This is a genomic window from Streptomyces sp. NPDC090106, assembly GCF_044747265.1.
Classification (GTDB): domain Bacteria; phylum Actinomycetota; class Actinomycetes; order Streptomycetales; family Streptomycetaceae; genus Streptomyces.
In genome coordinates, this window is record NZ_JBIVDS010000001.1 from 777,448 (window position 1) to 794,475 (window position 17,028).

14 protein-coding genes and 1 riboswitch are annotated in these 17,028 nt (G+C 72.2%); of the genes, 9 read left to right on the top strand and 5 right to left on the bottom strand.

All coding sequences use genetic code 11. The features are described from left to right. The first annotated feature begins 53 nt into the window (after nucleotides 1-53). Nucleotides 54-302: a hypothetical protein gene (locus ACIPSE_RS03465; RefSeq protein WP_401656928.1), complete on the top strand. Its 249-nt coding sequence runs from the start codon at nucleotides 54-56 to the stop codon at nucleotides 300-302. Further along, nucleotides 299-1,969 carry a DUF5691 domain-containing protein gene (locus ACIPSE_RS03470; RefSeq protein ID WP_401656930.1) on the top strand — a complete coding sequence of 557 codons (1,671 nt, stop codon included), beginning with the start codon at nucleotides 299-301 and terminating at the stop codon, nucleotides 1,967-1,969. Before ACIPSE_RS03465 ends, ACIPSE_RS03470 begins: the two co-directional genes overlap by 4 nt. 212 nt (nucleotides 1,970-2,181) lie before the next feature. Here ACIPSE_RS03470 and ACIPSE_RS03475 read toward each other — a convergent pair whose 3' ends face one another. Further along, nucleotides 2,182-2,598, bottom strand: coding sequence for a cobalamin B12-binding domain-containing protein (locus ACIPSE_RS03475; RefSeq protein WP_401657658.1), 417 nt, complete (start codon nucleotides 2,596-2,598; stop codon nucleotides 2,182-2,184). Nucleotides 2,599-2,996: 398 nt separating this feature from the next. On the opposite strand from ACIPSE_RS03475, the gene ACIPSE_RS03480 reads away from it, so the two are divergent. Then, a complete protein-coding gene (locus ACIPSE_RS03480; RefSeq protein ID WP_401656932.1) occupies nucleotides 2,997-3,902 on the top strand; it encodes a lipase family alpha/beta hydrolase in 906 nt (301 codons plus the stop codon). A gap of 328 nt (nucleotides 3,903-4,230) precedes the next feature. Continuing rightward, nucleotides 4,231-5,679 (top strand): M23 family metallopeptidase, encoded by a 1,449-nt coding sequence (locus ACIPSE_RS03485; protein WP_401657660.1) that lies wholly within the window; start codon nucleotides 4,231-4,233, stop codon nucleotides 5,677-5,679. A gap of 87 nt (nucleotides 5,680-5,766) precedes the next feature. On the opposite strand, the gene pcrA is transcribed toward ACIPSE_RS03485, so the two are convergent. Next, nucleotides 5,767-8,247 (bottom strand): DNA helicase PcrA, encoded by a 2,481-nt coding sequence (pcrA, locus tag ACIPSE_RS03490; RefSeq protein WP_401656934.1) that lies wholly within the window; start codon nucleotides 8,245-8,247, stop codon nucleotides 5,767-5,769. Nucleotides 8,248-8,567: 320 nt separating this feature from the next. Beyond that, nucleotides 8,568-8,730: riboswitch (cyclic di-AMP (ydaO/yuaA leader) on the top strand. A gap of 7 nt (nucleotides 8,731-8,737) precedes the next feature. On the opposite strand from pcrA, the gene ACIPSE_RS03495 reads away from it, so the two are divergent. Together ACIPSE_RS03495 and ACIPSE_RS03500 are read left to right on the top strand one after the other, a co-directional pair. Further along, nucleotides 8,738-9,865, top strand: coding sequence for an NlpC/P60 family protein (locus tag ACIPSE_RS03495; protein WP_401656936.1), 1,128 nt, complete (start codon nucleotides 8,738-8,740; stop codon nucleotides 9,863-9,865). A 134-nt stretch (nucleotides 9,866-9,999) separates the two neighbouring features. Next, complete coding sequence (locus ACIPSE_RS03500; RefSeq protein ID WP_401656939.1) at nucleotides 10,000-11,010, top strand: tellurite resistance/C4-dicarboxylate transporter family protein; 1,011 nt, start codon at nucleotides 10,000-10,002, stop codon at nucleotides 11,008-11,010. Here ACIPSE_RS03500 and ACIPSE_RS03505 read toward each other — a convergent pair. Next, nucleotides 10,988-11,341: a hypothetical protein gene (locus tag ACIPSE_RS03505; RefSeq protein WP_401656941.1), complete on the bottom strand. Its 354-nt coding sequence runs from the start codon at nucleotides 11,339-11,341 to the stop codon at nucleotides 10,988-10,990. The genes ACIPSE_RS03500 and ACIPSE_RS03505 overlap by 23 nt on opposite strands. 539 nt (nucleotides 11,342-11,880) lie before the next feature. Here ACIPSE_RS03505 and ACIPSE_RS03510 point away from each other — a divergent pair. Next, entirely contained in the window at nucleotides 11,881-12,963 is a 1,083-nt protein-coding gene (locus ACIPSE_RS03510) for an NlpC/P60 family protein (RefSeq protein ID WP_401656944.1), read from the top strand. Between the two features lie 90 nt (nucleotides 12,964-13,053). Here ACIPSE_RS03510 and ACIPSE_RS03515 read toward each other — a convergent pair whose 3' ends face one another. After that, on the bottom strand, nucleotides 13,054-13,764 hold the full coding sequence (locus ACIPSE_RS03515) for a LuxR C-terminal-related transcriptional regulator (RefSeq protein WP_401656945.1): 711 nt from the start codon (nucleotides 13,762-13,764) through the stop codon (nucleotides 13,054-13,056). Continuing rightward, entirely contained in the window at nucleotides 13,761-15,047 is a 1,287-nt protein-coding gene (locus tag ACIPSE_RS03520) for a PspC domain-containing protein (RefSeq protein ID WP_401656948.1), read from the bottom strand. Before ACIPSE_RS03520 ends, ACIPSE_RS03515 begins: the two co-directional genes overlap by 4 nt. Before the next feature lie 179 nt (nucleotides 15,048-15,226). Here ACIPSE_RS03520 and ACIPSE_RS03525 point away from each other — a divergent pair, with 179 nt between their 5' ends. Next, complete coding sequence (locus tag ACIPSE_RS03525) at nucleotides 15,227-16,756, top strand: PspC domain-containing protein (protein WP_401656949.1); 1,530 nt, start codon at nucleotides 15,227-15,229, stop codon at nucleotides 16,754-16,756. Next, the gene (locus tag ACIPSE_RS03530; protein WP_401656950.1) at nucleotides 16,743-17,009 is read left to right on the top strand and encodes a hypothetical protein; all 267 of its coding nucleotides are present in this window, start codon (nucleotides 16,743-16,745) and stop codon (nucleotides 17,007-17,009) included. The genes ACIPSE_RS03525 and ACIPSE_RS03530 overlap by 14 nt, the downstream gene beginning before the upstream one ends. Nucleotides 17,010-17,028 lie beyond the last annotated feature (19 nt).

A 17,028-nucleotide genomic window follows, 5' to 3' on the forward strand; every position in this document is an offset into this window, starting at 1 on the left:
GACACACCACGGAACGGCACACCACGGAACGACGCGCCACGGCACTGCACACCATGGCGCTGCGAAGCACGGCGCAGCACTGCACGACACACCACGCGCGCACCTGTGTGACCGCGCGCGAGCTCTTCCTCGTCTCCATCCATGTCACACACCGGGGAGCCCTCACGGACACCAACGTCCACGCCACGTTCACCGGCCGTACGGCCCTCAAGGACCAGAACACGGACGACGACGCGCACGCGACCCTCACCGGTCGCGACCCGCACCCGGACACCGGCAACCGACGGAGAGGATCCGCATGAACAGCACGTCCAGGCCCGAGGGCACATCCGCCCAGGGCCTCTGGGAGGACCTCGTCACCACGGCGCTCCTCGGCACGGACCGGCGCACCCCGCCCCCGGTCGCCCCGGCGGCGGCCCGTCACGGGGCCCCGGTGCCCGCCTCCGTCGCGCTGCTGGACTCGGCGGCGGTGGAGACCGTGCGGCGGCGGGCCGGGCTGCGGCCCGCCCCGGCCGTCGCACGCCCCGAGCCCGCCCCCCGGGACCCGCGTCCCGTGCCGCCGCCCGCCGCGGCGCAACGGCTGGCGATGCTGCTGGCGGATCGTGCGGGGGTGTCCGGCGGTGGCCGCAGGGGCAGCGCACCGGACCTCATGGAGCTGCTGCCCCAGTGGCTCGCCGCGGCCAACGCGAGCGGTTTCGCGGCGCCCCCGGAGATCCTTCCGGCGCTCCTGGACGCGGCGCGCGGGCGGACGGATCTGCGGCCGGCGGTGCTGGCGTTCGCGGGGCCGCGCGCGGTGTGGCTGGCCCGGCTCAACCCCGACTGGCGGTTCGCCCTGCGCGTGGCGCCCGGCGGGTCGGCGGCCCTGCCGGGCGCGGAGGACCCGGAGCGGGCCGGGCGGCTGTGGCGGGAGGGCCTGTTCGCGGAGCGGGTCGCCCTGCTGGCCGCGATACGGGCCCGGGAGCCCGCCGCCGCGCGCGAGTTGCTGGCGACGACCTGGTCGACGGAGCGGGCGGAGGACCGGCTGATGTTCCTCGACTCGCTGCGCACGGGGCTCGGCGCGGACGACGAGCCCTTCCTGGAGGAGGCGTTGGCGGACCGCAGCCGCAATGTCCGGGCGACGGCGGCGGAGTTGCTGTCGGCGTTGCCGGGTTCGGCGCTCGCCGCGCGGATGGCGGTCCGGGCGACGGCGTGCGTCGTCGTGGACCGGACGCGCGAGGAGCCCACGGTCACCGTTGAGGCGCCGCACGAGTGCGACGCGAGCATGGAGCGGGACGGTGTTGTGCCCAAGGCTCCGGCGGGACGGGGTGAACGATCGTGGTGGTTCGGCCAGTTGGTGGAGGCGACACCCCTGGAGGCGTGGCGGGAGCGGCTGGGCGGCCGTACGCCCGGGGAGATCGTGGCGCTGCCGGTGGCGGACGACTGGCGGCCCGATCTGCACGGGGCCTGGTGCCGGGCGGCCGTGCGCCAGCGGGACGCGGCGTGGGCGCGGGCGCTGCTGGGCGCCCCGGCGGCGCCGGAGGCGGGCGGGCCGGGTGCGGTGTCGCTGGCCGAACGGGCCAAGCTGCTCGGCACGCTGGATCCGGCCGAGCGGGCCGACTGGGTCGCCGGGTTCATCTCGGCGCACGGGCTGTCGGAGGCGTTCCAGCTGCTCGGCGGATGCGCGGTGCCGTGGACCGCGCCGCTCGGGCGGGCGGTGGTGGACGCGCTGAACATCGCCCGGGACGCGGGGAGTTACCCGTGGAGTTTCAGCGGGGTGATGGGACTGGCCGAGCGGTGTCTCGACCCGGCGGAGGCGTCCCGCCTGGAAGGGCTGATGGCGGTGCCGGACGAGACGGAGGACGCGAGTCCCGGCGCCGGCGGCTACTGGGCGGAGGCGTTCCAGCGGCTGGTCACGACGCTGCGGCTGCGGGCGGCGATGACACGGGAGCTGGAGGCGCCCGGCCCGGCAGCGAGCGAGCCGACGGCGTAGGCACCGGCCCGGCGAGGGCCGGATCGGCGGGAACCGAGTCGGTGGGAAGCGGATCGGCGAGGGCTGGATCGGCGGGAGTCGGTCCAGCGCAAGCCGGATCGGCGGGAGCCGGATCGGCGGGAATCGGCGCGGCGGCCGGGGTCGCGGTCGCGTCGTGCGGGGGCGGTGTGACGGCCGCCCCCTCCGGGGGACCGGGCCGCGCAGGGCTCGGCTCAGGCTCCCGCGGGGGTGCGCACGTTCTCCCGGACCCAGTCGACGATCGCCTGGGTGGTGGCGCCGGGCGTGAAGATCTCCGCGACGCCCTTCTCCTTCAGGGGCGCGATGTCGTCCTCGGGGATGATCCCGCCGCCGAAGACGAGGATGTCCTCGGCCTCTCGCTCCTTGAGGAGGGCGATCACGGCGGCGAAGAGCGTGTTGTGGGCGCCGGAGAGGATGGACAGGCCGATCGCGTCGGCGTCCTCCTGGATCGCGGTGTCGACGATCTGCTCCGGGGTCTGGTGGAGGCCTGTGTAGATGACCTCCATGCCGGCGTCGCGCAGCGCCCGCGCGATCACCTTGGCCCCTCGATCGTGACCGTCGAGTCCCGGCTTGGCCACCACCACTCGGATCGGACCGGCTGCCACACCCATCACTGCCTCCATGAAGCGACTGTGTCCATTCTTACCGGGATGTCCTCACACAGTCCTGCGCGAGGAAGTGAACGAACGTTATCTCCACCGTCCCGCAACCGGCAGTTTCGCGGTGGAGACCGAGGGGGAAATCACACGGTGGGACACGTTCGCCGCGCACCGCTCCGAGTCTTTGCGGCACCCGGACCGCAGGACCTGCCTGCGGCACCCGGACCGCATCGGGAACGGGCGCAACGGGAGCCGCGACGAAGGAGCCGCACCACCACGCCGCAGGCCGCGCGGCGAGGAGATGCGAGGCGCAGACGGTGCTCCGTACCGTCGACCCTCTTCGCCGCCGCCTCCCATGAGGGCACACGGGGGACAGAGGCGTCCTCCTGCGTGCCGACAGGAGGTCGGCCATGAAGGTCACCAGGGCAGTGCACCCCTTTCTTCCGCTTCTCCCGCTCGGCCGACGACTGCTCCCGAACGGCGGCCTGTCCGGCCTGTCGGGACTGACCGGCCTCTCCGTGGCCCTGCTGAAGGCGACCGCCCTGGAGCTCGCGATCCTCGCCGGGCATCTCCTCCTCTATCCCTCCGGGATCACCCAGGAACGCCGTACGCCCGCTCCTGCCCCGTCGCCCGAGGGGGCCGCCCAGCTCCCGACCCCGGCCGAGCCGCCCGTCGTCCTCCTGCACGGCTTCATCGACAACCGCTCGGTCTTCGTCCTGCTGCGCCGCAGCCTCGCCCAGCACGGCCGCCGCCGGACCGAGTCGCTCAACTACTCCCCGCTGACCTGTGACATCCGCACGGCCGCCGAACTGCTGGGCCGCCATATAGAGGAGATCTGCGAGCGCACGGGCAGCGGGCGGGTCGACATCGTCGGACACAGCCTCGGCGGGCTCATCGCGCGCTACTACGTGCAGCGTCTCGGCGGTGACCTGCGGGTGCGGACCCTGGTCACGCTCGGCACCCCGCACTCGGGGACCCGGGTGGTGCCGCTGGCCGACGCGCATCCGATCGTGCGCCAGATGCGCCCCGGCTCGGAGGTCCTCGAGGAGCTGAGCCGGCCCGCGCCGGACTGCCGTACGCACTTCGTGAGCTTCTGGAGCGACCTGGACCATCTGATGGACCCGCTGGAGACCGCCTGTATCGACCATCCCGACCTGATGGCGCAGAACGTGCGGGTGAGCGGGATCGGTCATCTCGCGCTGCCGGTGCACCCCGCCGTCGCGACCGGGATACGCCAGGCCCTGGACTCCGCCGGGACGGAACCCGGGACGGGAACCGGGACCACGACGGAGGCCGACGGCCTCACGGTGGCCTGACGACCGTCCGACGACGGCCCGGCCGGCTGCCCGACGACCGTCCGCCCAACTGCCCGACGGCAGCGGTGTGACAGCCGACGGACAGCCGGCGAACAGCGCCCGGACCCCCGTCGGACCCTCATACCAATCGAACGCTCTTCGAACACAAAGCCAAAGTCGCGCCCACCGTCCCCCGAAACACGGCCGAATGCCCGTTTCCTACTGACGCGAAACCTGCCGAAGATTGTCGCGCCCGCATACCGCCGGGTACAGTCGCCGCACTGCTCTGGCAGCCCCTGTTGTCGAGGCGAAAGAGAAGTTGGTGAACGACCCGTACCCGTCGGGGACCATGACCACCCCGGCTCCGGCTTCCGATGCCACGTCGGCGCACTACGCGTCGTACAGCACCCAGGAGGCTCAGTACGGCGACTTCGGCGGCTACGCCTACGACACCGGTGCGCAGGCCACAGGGCACTTCGACACCGACCCCCTCTTCGGCAGTCTCCCCGGTGACGGCACCGGGTCGTACGACGCCGGGCAGTGGCAGACGGACGGTCACCAGACCCTGAACTACGACGCGTACGCGGCCCAGCACCACGCCGCCTACGACACCGGCGCGTACGACGCGACGGCGTGGACGGGCCAGCACCAGCAGCTCTCCGCCGTCCCCCCGCAGGCCGCGGGCGCCGACCCGACCGGCCAGTGGGACGCGAGCGCCTGGCTCCAGCCCGACCAGACCGCGGCGCCCGCCGACCAGACCCAGCACTGGGAATGGGGCACGCAGACCTTCGACACGGGCGCGTACGACGCCACGCAGTGGAACTCGGACGGTCCCCCCGAAGAAACGGTCGACCACCAGGCGACCGCGATGTTCGAGCAGGTCCCGTACGACGGCTACGACCAACCCTCCGGCCATGAAGCCGAGTTGAGCGACACCGGTGAACTGCCCGCCCTCGACGAGGACGGCACCGCGCTCTTCGACGACCAGGAGGAGATCACCCCGGACGCCGCCGACGCCCCGGCCGGTCCCGCTCGCGGCGGTCGCGCCGCGGCCCGCAACGCCTCCCGCTCCCGCCGCCGTACGCCCCCCAAGCGCTCCGCGCTGCTGACGATCGCCGTTCCCTCGGCGTGCGTGATGGGTGTCGCCGGGATCGCCGCCGCCTCCGTGGGGACCCTCACCGAGGACAAGGACACCTCGACGACCGCGTCCGACGCGGCGCCGGTCAAGCCGTCGACGGCCAACAACAAGCTGGACACCCAGCTGGCGAGCCTGTCCGCCGGCGCCGACGACTTCGCCGACCGCGCCAGCCGCACCCAGGAGCGCATCGACCTCAAGGCCCAGCAGGAGGCCGAGAAGAAGAAGGCGGCGGAGGAAGCGGCCCGCAAGGAGCGGCTGCGCCCCAAGTTCGCCCTCCCGGTCGCGCAGCAGGGCCTCAGCGCGTACTACGGCCAGGCCGGCGTCAACTGGATGTCCGTGCACACCGGCATCGACTTCCCGGTCTCCTACGGCACGACGGTGATGGCCGCGACCGACGGCACCGTGCGGACGCAGTGGAACAGCGCCTACGGCAACATGATGATCGTGACCGCGAAGGACGGCACGGAGACGTGGTACTGCCACCTCTCCAGCTATCGCGTCGCCTCCGGTACGACGGTCAAGGCCGGCGACCCGATCGCGTACTCCGGCAACTCCGGCAACTCCACCGGCCCGCACCTGCACTTCGAGGTCCGGCCGGGCGGCGGTTCGGCGATCGACCCCCTGCCGTGGCTGCGCAGCCACGGCCTGGACCCGACGTAACCCGGCCGGCTCCTCCTCCGAGTCACCCCCGAAGGCCTCCGCCGTTGACCGGCGGGGGCCTTCGTCGTCGTACCGGAACCGCTGGTCCTACAGCTTCTCCACCGGCGCGTACCGCAGCAGCAGCCGCTTGGGCTTGGTGTCCCCGAAGTCGATCGTGGCCTCGGTGTTGGCGCCCGTGCCCTTGACGGCCATGACGGTGCCGAGCCCGAACTGGTCGTGGGTGACCCGGTCGCCGACGGCGAGGGCGACCACCGGCTGCTCGGACGCGCGGCGCGTGGCGAACCCGGAGGCGCCGGAGGCCGAGGAGCGGGAGCGGGACGACGACAGCGAGGAGGCGACACCGGAGACCGGGCCGGCCGGGGCCTGGGTGGCGCCGGTGCGCTTCCAGTCGACGTGCTGTTCCGGGATCTCCGCGAGGAAGCGGGAGGGCGGATTGTACGACGGCTGGCCCCACGCGCTGCGCAGCGACGAGCGGGTCAGGTACAGGCGTTCGCGCGCGCGGGTGATGCCGACGTAGGCGAGGCGCCGTTCCTCCTCCAGCTCCTTGGTCTGGCCGAGGGAGCGCATGTGCGGGAAGACGCCGTCCTCCATGCCGGTGAGGAAGACGACCGGGAACTCGAGCCCCTTGGCGGTGTGCAGGGTCATCAGGGTGATGACGCCGGAGCCGTCCTCGTCCTCGTCGGGGATCTGGTCGGAGTCGGCGACGAGGGCGACCCGTTCCAGGAAGGCAGCGAGCCCGGTGGGCGCGTCCTCGTCGGTCTCCTGTTCGAACTCCAGGGCCACGGCGGCGAGTTCCTGGAGGTTCTCGATCCGGGTCTCGTCCTGCGGGTCGGTGGAGTTCTGCAACTCGGCGAGATAGCCGGTGCGTTCCAGCACCGCCTCCAGCACGGTCGCCGGGCCCGCCCCGGACTCGACGATCGTGCGGAGCTCCTCCATCAGCGTGTTGAAGCGCTTGACGGCGTTCGTGGACCGCGCGGCCATGCCGTAGGCCTCGTCGACCCGCTTGAGGGCCTGCGGGAAGCTGATCTTCTCGCGCTGGGAGAGGGCGTCGATCATCGCCTCCGCGCGATCGCCGATGCCCCGCTTGGGGACGTTGAGGATGCGGCGCAGCGGCACCGAGTCCTCGGGGTTGGCGAGCACGCGCAGATAGGCCAGGACGTCCCGGACCTCCTTGCGCTCGTAGAAGCGGACGCCGCCGACGACCTTGTAGGGCAGGCCGACGCGGATGAAGACCTCTTCGAAGACACGGGACTGGGCGTTGGTCCGGTAGAAGACGGCGACGTCGCCGGCCTTCGCGTCCCCCGCGTCGGTGAGACGGTCTATCTCGTCGGCGACGAACTGCGCCTCGTCGTGCTCGGTGTCGGCGACGTAGCCGGTGATGCGCGCGCCCGCGCCCGCGTTGGTCCACAGGTTCTTGGGGCGGCGGGACTCGTTGCGCTCGATGACCGCGTTGGCGGCGGTGAGGATGGTCTGCGTGGAGCGGTAGTTCTGCTCCAGCAGGATCGTCGTCGCGTCCGGGTAGTCCTCCTCGAACTGGAGGATGTTGCGGATCGTCGCGCCGCGGAAGGCGTAGATCGACTGGTCGGCGTCACCGACGACGCAGAGCTCGGCGGGCGGGAGGTCGTACTCGGTCGGCGGGACGTCCTCGTCGTGCGCCCCGGTGCCGACGAGTTCCCTGACCAGGGCGTACTGGGCGTGGTTGGTGTCCTGGTACTCGTCGACGAGGACATGACGGAAGCGGCGGCGGTAGTGCTCGGCGACGTCCGGGAAGGCGCGCAGCAGGTTGACCGTCGTCATGATCAGGTCGTCGAAGTCGAGGGCGTTGGCCTCGCGCAGCCGCGACTGGTACATGGCGTAGGCCTGGGCGAGGGTCTTCTCGAAGCCGTCGGTGGCCTGGGCGGCGAAGTCCTCCTCGTCGATCAGCTCGTTCTTGAGGTTGCTGATCTTGGCGCTGAAGGACTTGGGCGGGAACCGCTTGGGGTCGAGGTCCAGGTCGCGGCAGACGAGCGCCATGAGCCGCTTGGAGTCGGCGGCGTCGTAGATCGAGAAGGAGGAGGTGAAGCCGAGCTTCTTGCTCTCGCGGCGCAGGATGCGCACGCACGCGCTGTGGAAGGTCATCACCCACATCGCGCCCGCGCGCGGGCCGACGAGCTGCTCGACGCGCTCCTTCATCTCGCCCGCGGCCTTGTTGGTGAAGGTGATCGCGAGGATCTGCCCCGGGTGGACGTTCCGCTCGGCGAGCAGGTAGGCGATGCGGTGGGTGAGCACACGGGTCTTGCCGGAACCGGCGCCGGCCACGATGAGCAGCGGGGTGTCGGAGTGCACGACGGCGGCCCGCTGGTTCTCGTTGAGCCCCTCGATGAGCGCGGCGGCGTCGAGGACGGGGCGCGGGGCGCCGTCACGGTAGTGGGCGTCCCGGTCCGGGGGCACGTCGAACTTCCCGCCGAACAGGTCGTCCGGAACCGGCTCCGGTACGTGCTCGTCCTCGGGCGGCGGCGGGGGCTCCTCCGTGTGCCCGCGAGGGGCCTGGAGGTCCGCCAGGAAGCTGTCGTCAAAGAGGCTGCTCATCGCTCTCCGAGTCTAGGCCGCCCCACTGACAACCCGCCGCCGCCCCGGGAAGTTCGGCGGAGGACTCTTACGCCACCGCTACATGCGATTACGTAGAGTCACCAACGCGTGAGGAGATGTCCGCCGCCAGCCCATTTCCCGCAAATCGCCACACAAACTACCTTATCGATCATCCCGAACGCGGAACTGACCAAAGGTCACGAAAATGTATCGGGCATATCGAACATCAACCTTCACAGGGGCCACACCAGTTGGCTACCGTGCCGCACAGGCCGTACGACCCCCACCGGCGAACGTCGCCGGGCCGCGCGGCCTCCGCTTAGTCCGGTGCGCCCCTCCTGGAGGCAGCCGGAGCCGGGGACCCACACCGACCTGGGGTGAATCGGCCCAACTCCCCTCCGGGGAGCGGCCGTAGGGCACACCTTCCGAACCACCCGCCCGAACCCGACAGCTAACTCGGTAGGCGGAACATTGGAAGGAGTCGCCTCCTTTGGCGTCGCACGCAAAGCCGCGTCCCGCAGGAACGCGCGTAGCAGGCATACGCACGCCCGCTCTCGCCACGGCCGCCCTCACCTCCGTGGCGCTGCTGTCCCAGACGGCCACCGCAGCACCCTCGACCGACGACAGGCCGAGCCTCGAAGAGGTCGAGAAGAAGGTCGACGACCTCTACCGCCAGGCGGAGTCGGCGACCGAGAAGTACAACTCCGCCAAGGAGAAGACGACCAAGCAGCGCAAGCAGGTCGACACCCTCCTCGACGACGTCGCCCAGCGCACCCAGAAGCTCAACGAGGCCCGTGAGGAACTGGGTTCCTTCGCCGCCGCCCAGTACCGCACCGGCGCCTCCGCGCCCGACACGGCGACCTTCCTGCTCGCGGACACCCCGCAGGACTACTTCGACCAGACCCAGCTGATGGGCCGTATGACGTCCCGCCAGAAGACGGCGGTCGACGACTACATCACCGAGCAGTCCGCGACGATGAAGAAGCGCCAGGAGGCCACCGAGAGCCTCCAGACGCTCACCGATACGCAGGGCGACCTCAAGACCGCCAAGGCGACCGTCCAGAAGAAGCTCTCCGACGCGCGCGAGCTGCTGTCGCAGCTGAACGCCGAGGAGAAGGCGCGCCTCGCCGCGATCGAGAAGCGCAAGCAGGAGGAGGCCGCCCGCAAGGCCGCCGAGCTGGCCGAGCAGAAGGCCGCGGCGGAGGCGGCCGAGGAGGCGGCGAGCAGCTCGTCGTCGACCGCCACGGACTCCTCGTACTCCACGAAGGCCGACAAGGCCCTGGCCTTCGCCCGCGCCCAGGTCGGCAAGCCGTACGTGTGGGGTGCCACGGGGCCCGACTCCTACGACTGCTCCGGCCTGACCCAGGCCGCCTGGAACGCCGCCGGCATCTCCCTGCCGCGCACCACCTACGACCAGGTCAACGCGGGCACCACGGTCTCCCTGGCCAACGCCCAGCCCGGCGACCTGGTCTTCTTCTACGACGACGTCACCCACGTCGGCATCTACATCGGCAACGGGATGATGATCCACGCGCCGAAGCCGGGGGCGTACGTCCGCGAGGAGTCCATCTACTACGACGGCGAGTCGGCGATCCACAGCGTGGTGCGCCCGGCCTGACCGCACGGCACGACCGAAGGGGCGCGTGAGCCGGTCTCACGCGCCCCTCTCGTTGTCCCGCACCCGCGCGAATTCCTCCCCGCACGCGCGCGTGCCCCGCTCGCACCGCGCGACGCGCTCCTTAGCATCGGCCCATGCCCGGCCGCCCCGCATCCCACGCCCCCGCCGCCGACTCCCCGCTCGGCGCGTGGTGGTCCACCCGGCCGCCCGCCGCCGGTTCCGCCGTCATGGCGACCGGCATCGTCTCGGTCGGGCTGCATCTGACGGGGTACGAGACGCTGTCCCGGATCATGCTCGTGCTGGCCGTGCTCGCCTGGGTGGGGCTGGCCGCGGACTTCCTGGCGCGCCTGGCGACCCAGCGGGACCGGTGGCTGGAGGAGGCCAGGACCCCGGGCGCGCTGACCGCGGTGGCGGCGACGAGCGTGCTGGGCACCCGTGTCTCGGCGCTCGGACGGCAGACCCTGGCCGAGGCGCTGCTCGCGCTCGCGACGGCACTGTGGCCAGTGCTGCTCGTGCTCGTCATGAGGCACTGGAAGCGGAGGATGCCGGGCGCGGTGTTCCTGGTCTGCGTCGCGACCCAGGGCCTGGCCGTGCTCGGCGCCACGCTGGCCGCGGCCCTGTCCACGGCGTGGCTCGCGCACGCGGCGCTCGTCCTGTTCTGGCTCGGGCTGGTCTTCTACGGCCTCGCCTTCACCCGCTTCGACCTGGGCCAGGTGACCCGGGGCGCCGGTGACCACTGGGTGGCCGGCGGGGCGCTCGCCATCTCGGCGCTCGCCGGCTCGAAGCTGATCTCGGCGGACAGCGCGAGCCTGTACCTGTGGAACCGCGACGACGGCGACGCCCTGCGCACGGTCACCGTCGCCCTGCTCGTCCTGGACCTGACCTGGTACGCCGTGCTGCTGGCCGCCGAGTTCGCCCGCCCCCGCCCGGGCTACGACGTGCGGCGCTGGGCGACCGTGTTCCCCATGGGCATGACGGCGGCGGCGACCCTGTCGGTCGCCGCCGCGCTGGAGGTGTCCTGGCTCAGGACGCTGGGCCAGGTGCTGCTGTGGATCGCCGTGGCCGTGTGGCTGGCCGTGGGCGCGGGAGCCGCGCTGACGGCCCGGACGGGGATCGCCGCCCTCAGGTCCACAGGACGGCGATGAACACGTCCGCCATGGTCAGCAGCCCGACCAGGCCGAACAGCTTCTTGTCCACCCGCTCGTCGTCGCGCTTCACGTAGACGAGGCCGAGGATCACGATCAGCAGGGCCAGCTTCACGCCGATCTTGATGTTGTTGACGTGCTGGTCGTCCGCCTGGTTGAGGCCGACCAGGATGACGCCGGTGACCAGCATGGTCAGCGCGCCGTGCAGCATCGCCGGGACGAAGCGGGCGGTGCCCGCGCCCATCGCCTTCATCTGGGTGAGGAAGCCGCCCAGCAGCGAGGCGATGCCGATGATGTGCAGACCGACGAAGAGATGGATGAGTACGTCCATGAGGCCGGAGCCTAATCAGAGGCCCTGGAGCCGCACTACACCGCCCCACCCGCCTCCACTCCCCCCGCGTCCCGCTCCCGTCCCCTTCGCGCCCCGCTCCTCGCCCGCACCGGCTCGCGGCCGTCTTGCATATATGCGCCCCATAGCACCCGACCGCCCACCTATGTCCCGGAACCATCACTTCGATCATCACCTTGCGTGAAGTTGACCGCGCCACGCGGGGATCACGGTCACATACGGTCACCGGGCCGCTACCTGGGGGCAGTTCCGCGCATCCCGTTACCCCCGTGACACGGCCAGGTTTAGCGTCCTCCACCAGGTGACCGGCTCCCCACCGCCGCCCGGGCCAGGGGCGGCAGTCGGACACCACCGCCGAGAAAGGTCCGGCGGCGGCCCGCTCCCCCTGTGCGGGCCGCCGCCGGACGCGTGAACCGCCCCGGGCGGCCCTACGACGCTCCCCCTGGCGCTCGCGGGGCCGGTGACGACCCGGGGCGGCACCACCGCTCAGCGGCGGGCGTACGAAAGGACGTGCAGTCCACGTGGCAGCGCACCGCAAGGCCAGGCAGCGCTCGGTCAGCGGCAAGACGGTCCGTACGGCGGCGACGATCGCCCTGGCGGGCGCGGCGACCGCGACCGGGTTCGACGGGATCGGGCACGCCGATCCGAATCTGACACCGGCGCAGGTCAAGGCGAAGGTGGACAAGCTGTACCAGGAGGCCGAGGCCGCCACCGAGAAGTACAACGGCGCGAAGGAGAAGGCGGACGCGGCCCAGAAGCGGCTGAAGTCCCTGCGTGACGAGGCCGCCCGCAAGACGGACAAGCTCAACTCGGCGCGGGACGCGCTGGGTTCGATGGCAGCGGCGCAGTACCGCGAGGGAGGACTGGACCCTGCTGTCCAGCTGGCCCTCTCGGACGACCCCGACCGCTACCTCGACGGCGCCGAGTTCGCCGAACGGGCGAGCACACGCCAGGCCACCTCCGTGGCCGCCGTGCAGCGGGAGCTGCGGGAGATCGAACAGCTCCGGGGCGCCGCCCACATTGAGCTCGCCTCCCTCAAGTCCCGCCAGACGGAGCTCGAACGCCACAAGAGGACCATCACCGGGAAGCTGGCCGCGGCCCGGAGCCTGCTCGCCCGGCTCCCCGCCGGGCAGAGCCTGGACGACCCGCTGCGCGCCTCCCGGACGAACGCCAGGGACACCCTGAGCACCACGGACGGCACGGGTACGGGGACGAGCACCGGCGCGGGTTCGGGCCCGGCGGTCGCGGCGCCCAACTCCCGTGCGGCGGACGCCGTCTCCTACGCGTACTCCAAGCTGGGCAGCCCCTACGTGTGGGGTGCCACCGGGCCCGACGCCTTCGACTGCTCCGGCCTCATGCAGGCCGCCTACCGCTCCGCGGGAGTCTCCCTGCCCCGCACCACCTACGCCCAGATCGACGCCGGCCGCCGCGTCTCACGCTCCGAACTCGCCCCCGGCGACCTCGTCTTCTTCTACTCCGGCATCAGCCACGTGGGCCTCTACATCGGCAACGGGCAGATGATCCACGCCCCGAACCCCTCCGCCCCGGTCCGCGTCGCCCCGATCGACGAGATGCCCTTCGCCGGGGCGACCCGGGTGGTGTGAGCGAGCCCGCGTCCGCACCGGGCGGCGCCGACGGCACGCGGGCCCACGGCACGCGGGCCCACGGCACGCGGGGCCCGCTCCGGGCGGCGGCTACACCAGCCTGCGGGCCGTCGCCCACCGGGTCAGCTCGTGCCGGTTGGACAGCTGAAGCTTCCTGAGGACCGCCGAGACATGCGACTCGACCGTCTTCACGGAGATGAAGAGCTGCTTGGCGATCTCCTTGTACGCGTAGCCGCGGGCGATGAGCCGCAGCACCTCGCGCTCGCGCTGTGTGAGCCGGTCGAGGTCCTCGTCGACCGGCGGGGCGTCCGTGGAGGCGAACGCGTCGAGGACGAACCCGGCCAGCCTCGGCGAGAACACCGCGTCGCCGTCCTGGACCCGGAAGATCGAGTCGACCAGGTCGGTGCCCGTGATCGTCTTCGTCACGTACCCGCGTGCCCCGCCGCGGATCACCCCGATGACGTCCTCCGCCGCGTCCGAGACGGACAGCGCGAGGAAGCGGACCGGCTGCGTCGCGTCGGCCATCAACGGGGCGCAGCGGCGCAGGACTTCGACGCCGCCACCACCGGGGAGATGGACGTCGAGGAGGACGACCTCGGGGCGGGTCGCGGTGATGACCGTGACCGCCTGGTCGACGTCCGCGGCCTCGCCGACGACCTCGACGCCGGTCTGCTCGGTCTGGCCGATCTCCGCCTGGACCCCGGTGCGGAACATCCGGTGGTCGTCGACGAGGACCACGCGCACCCGGCGCTCACCCGCGCTGCCGGTGGCCTCCGCCGTACCGTTCGCCTCGTCGCTCATGACGTCCTCTCCATCTGCAACTCGACCTCCGTGCCGCCGTCGGGCACCGCGCGCAGCCGTGCCGTGCCGCCGTGCCGCTCCATGCGGCCGATGATCGATTCTCTGACACCCATCCGGTCGGTGGGTATCGAGTCCAGGTCGAATCCGGGGCCGCGGTCCCGGACCGACACGAACACCGTCTTCCCCTCGACCTCCGCGTAGACCTGCACCGCGCCGCCCTCGCCACCGTACTTGGCGGCGTTCACCATCGCCTCGCGCGCGGCCTGCATCTGCGCACCGGTCCCTTCGTCGAGGGGGCAGTCGCCGACGACGACCACCTCGATGGGGACGCCGTGCTTGTCCTCGACCTCGGCCGCGTTGCGCCGCACCGCGTCGGCGAGGGTGGTGGGTTCGTCGGCCTCGTCCTTGCCGGTGCCCTCGGGTTTGTAGAGCCAGGTGCGCAGGTCGCGCTCCTGGGCGCGGGCGAGGCGGCGCACCTCGTTCGCGTTGTCCGCGTTGCGCTGGATCAGGGTCAGGGTGTGCAGCACCGAGTCGTGCACATGGGCGGCGACCTCGGCGCGCTCCTGGGCGCGGATGCGCATCAGCCGTTCCTCGGAGAGGTCCTGCGTCATGCGCACGAGATAAGGGCCGGCGAGCAGCGTGATGCCGACGAGGACCGCGAGGGCCGCCTGGAGCACCGAGCCGAGGTGGGCAGCGGAACCCTGGAGGACGAAGATGCCGGACACGCCCGCCGTGACGAGCAGGACACCGCCAGCGGCGCGCAGCAGGCTGAGGGTGCGCTTGCGGCGGCCGACCTCGACCCAGCGGGCCCGGCGGGCGTTGTCGGCCTGGCGCCAGACCAGGGCGACACCGGCACCGACGAGCACGACGGGCCAGAGGTAGGCCTTGGCCCCGTTGCCCAGGTTCACGTTGCCGACGAAGACCATGGCCACCACGACCATGAGGAGCAGGGCGACGATCTGGCCCTTGTCCGGTCTGCGGGCGACGAGCCGGCGCCGGCCGTCCGGCGAGGTCTCGGTGGTGACGAGGGACGGGGGCCGCTTCTGCTCGCCCACCCCGCCGACGCCGAGCGGCACGAAGAACCAGAACGCCGCGTACAGCAGGGCGCCGAGGCCGTCCGCCATGAACAGGCCGACGAACATCAGCCGCACCCAGATCACGGGCAGGCCGAGATGCCCGGCGAGCCCCCGCGCCACGCCCCCGAGCCAGCGTCCGTCGCTGCTGCGGTAGAGCTTGCGCGGCGGCCGCGGTTCGACGAGTGGCGCTGTGGCGGCTTCCGGCATGGCATCGATGGTCACACGACGGGAGAGCCAGGGCATCAGGGTCTGCCCCCTAGACTCCCCTGATCTTCGAGACCCCCGGCTCTCGAACGTCTCCCCCGCGTCGTCTCGGGGGCGATATCAGGGTCCGGCCAGGGTCGTTCCGACTCCCGCCGGGGCGGCTCGCCCGTCACCATGGACCCATGACAGATCACCAGCACGCCACGGACTCGACGCCCGACGAGGGCGCCCCGTCCGTCGCGCCCTCCGCAGCCGCCGCCGGTGAGGAACCGCGCGCGCACGAGCGGGCGAGCGCGCACGGGCGAGCGGGTGCGCACGGGCAGGCGGGTGCGGGTACGCGGACGGAGCGGACGGCGAGGGACACCGCCGACGCGACCGCGGATCCCGCCGGGGCCGCGAACCCCGGCGGGGCGGCCGAACCCGCGGAGGCCGCCGAGCCGTTCCCCAGGTTCCGGCGCGACCGGCGGTACAAGGCGCTCGCCGGCGTCTGCGCCGGGCTCGGGCGGCAGTGCGACATGGATCCGGTGATCTTCCGGATCACGCTCGCGGTGCTCTCCGCGACCGGCGGCATCGGCCTGATCTTCTACGGCTTCGCCTGGCTCCTCGTCCCGTACGACGACGAGGAGGAGAACGAGGTACGCAAGCTGTTGACCGGCCGGGTCGACGGGCAGGCCCTGACGGCCGTCCTGTTCGCGCTGGTCGGCTGCGGGGTGTTCCTGTCGATGCTCAACAACGGCGGGGTGCTGACCTTCGCCGTCGTCCTCTCCCTGCTCCTGGCGGGCGCCGGGTACTGGGCGCGGCAGCGCGGCACCCCCGACACCGACCCGCTGGCCGCCCAGGCCGTCGCCGACGCCCCGCCGGAGGCGCAGGCACCGCCCGTGGGCATCGTCTACCCGTCCTGGTGGCGCGATCCGATAGTGAAGGACGGCACGCACCAGGGCGGCACCGGCTATCTGTGGGGCCCCGAGGACGCCCGTGCCCGGGACGTCGCCCCGCTCATCGACTTCGAGCTCGCCGCCGACTACGTCCACGCGCGCCCCGACCTGCGCGCCGCGCGCCCGCGGCCGGCCCGGCAGCGCGGCCCGCGCTGGATCGGTGGCTGGATCTTCCTGTTCGCGCTGCTCGCGGGCGGGCTCGGCACCCGCCTCACCTGGGACGAGCACCCGCTGGGCACCAGCTTGCAGACGGGTCTGGCCTGCGCGCTGATCGTCCTGGGCCTGGGGATCGCGGTCAGCTCGTGCCTGGGGCGGACGGGCGCGGGGTCGATGTTCCTGGCAGTGCTGACGGCGGGACTGCTGGCCGGTGCGTCGACCGTGCCCAAGGACATCGGCACGACGTGGCTCCACGAGACCTGGCGCCCCGCCGCGGTGGCGGACGTCGCACCGTCGTACGACCTCGGTACCGGGGTCGGCACCCTGGACCTGAGCTCCCTGGATGTCGCCAAGGGGCGGACGGTGACGACCGGGGCCGAGGTGGGCGTGGGCCGGCTCAAGGTGATCGTGCCGCGCGATGTGACGGTCAGGCTCAGCATCGACGTGGGGGTGGGTGACATCCAGCTTCCGGGCGACGACAAGGAGGACGTGGACGTGCAACCGGGCAGGACCAAGGAGTTGACGATCCGGCCGGCCGACGGCGTCAAGGCGACCGGCACCCTCGATCTGGATCTTCATGTGGGCGTCGGTCAGGCGGAGGTGGCCCGTGCTGCGTCATGAGTTCCGGCCCGGGAAGCTGGTCGCCGGCGTCTTCCTCACCCTCGCGGGCGTCGTCTACGCCGGTGACGCGGGCGGCGCCTGGGAGACCCCCTGGTTCGCGGTCATCCCGCTGGTGGTCGGAGGCCTGTGTCTGGCAGGCGCGGTGGGGATCGTGAGCCGGGCGGTCCGTCGCCGCCGCGGCACCCGCCGGGGCGCACCCGGCCCCAGCGATCACGACACCCCGGGCACACCCCGGTCCTCCATACCGGGCTGACCGGAACCGGGGGCGAGCG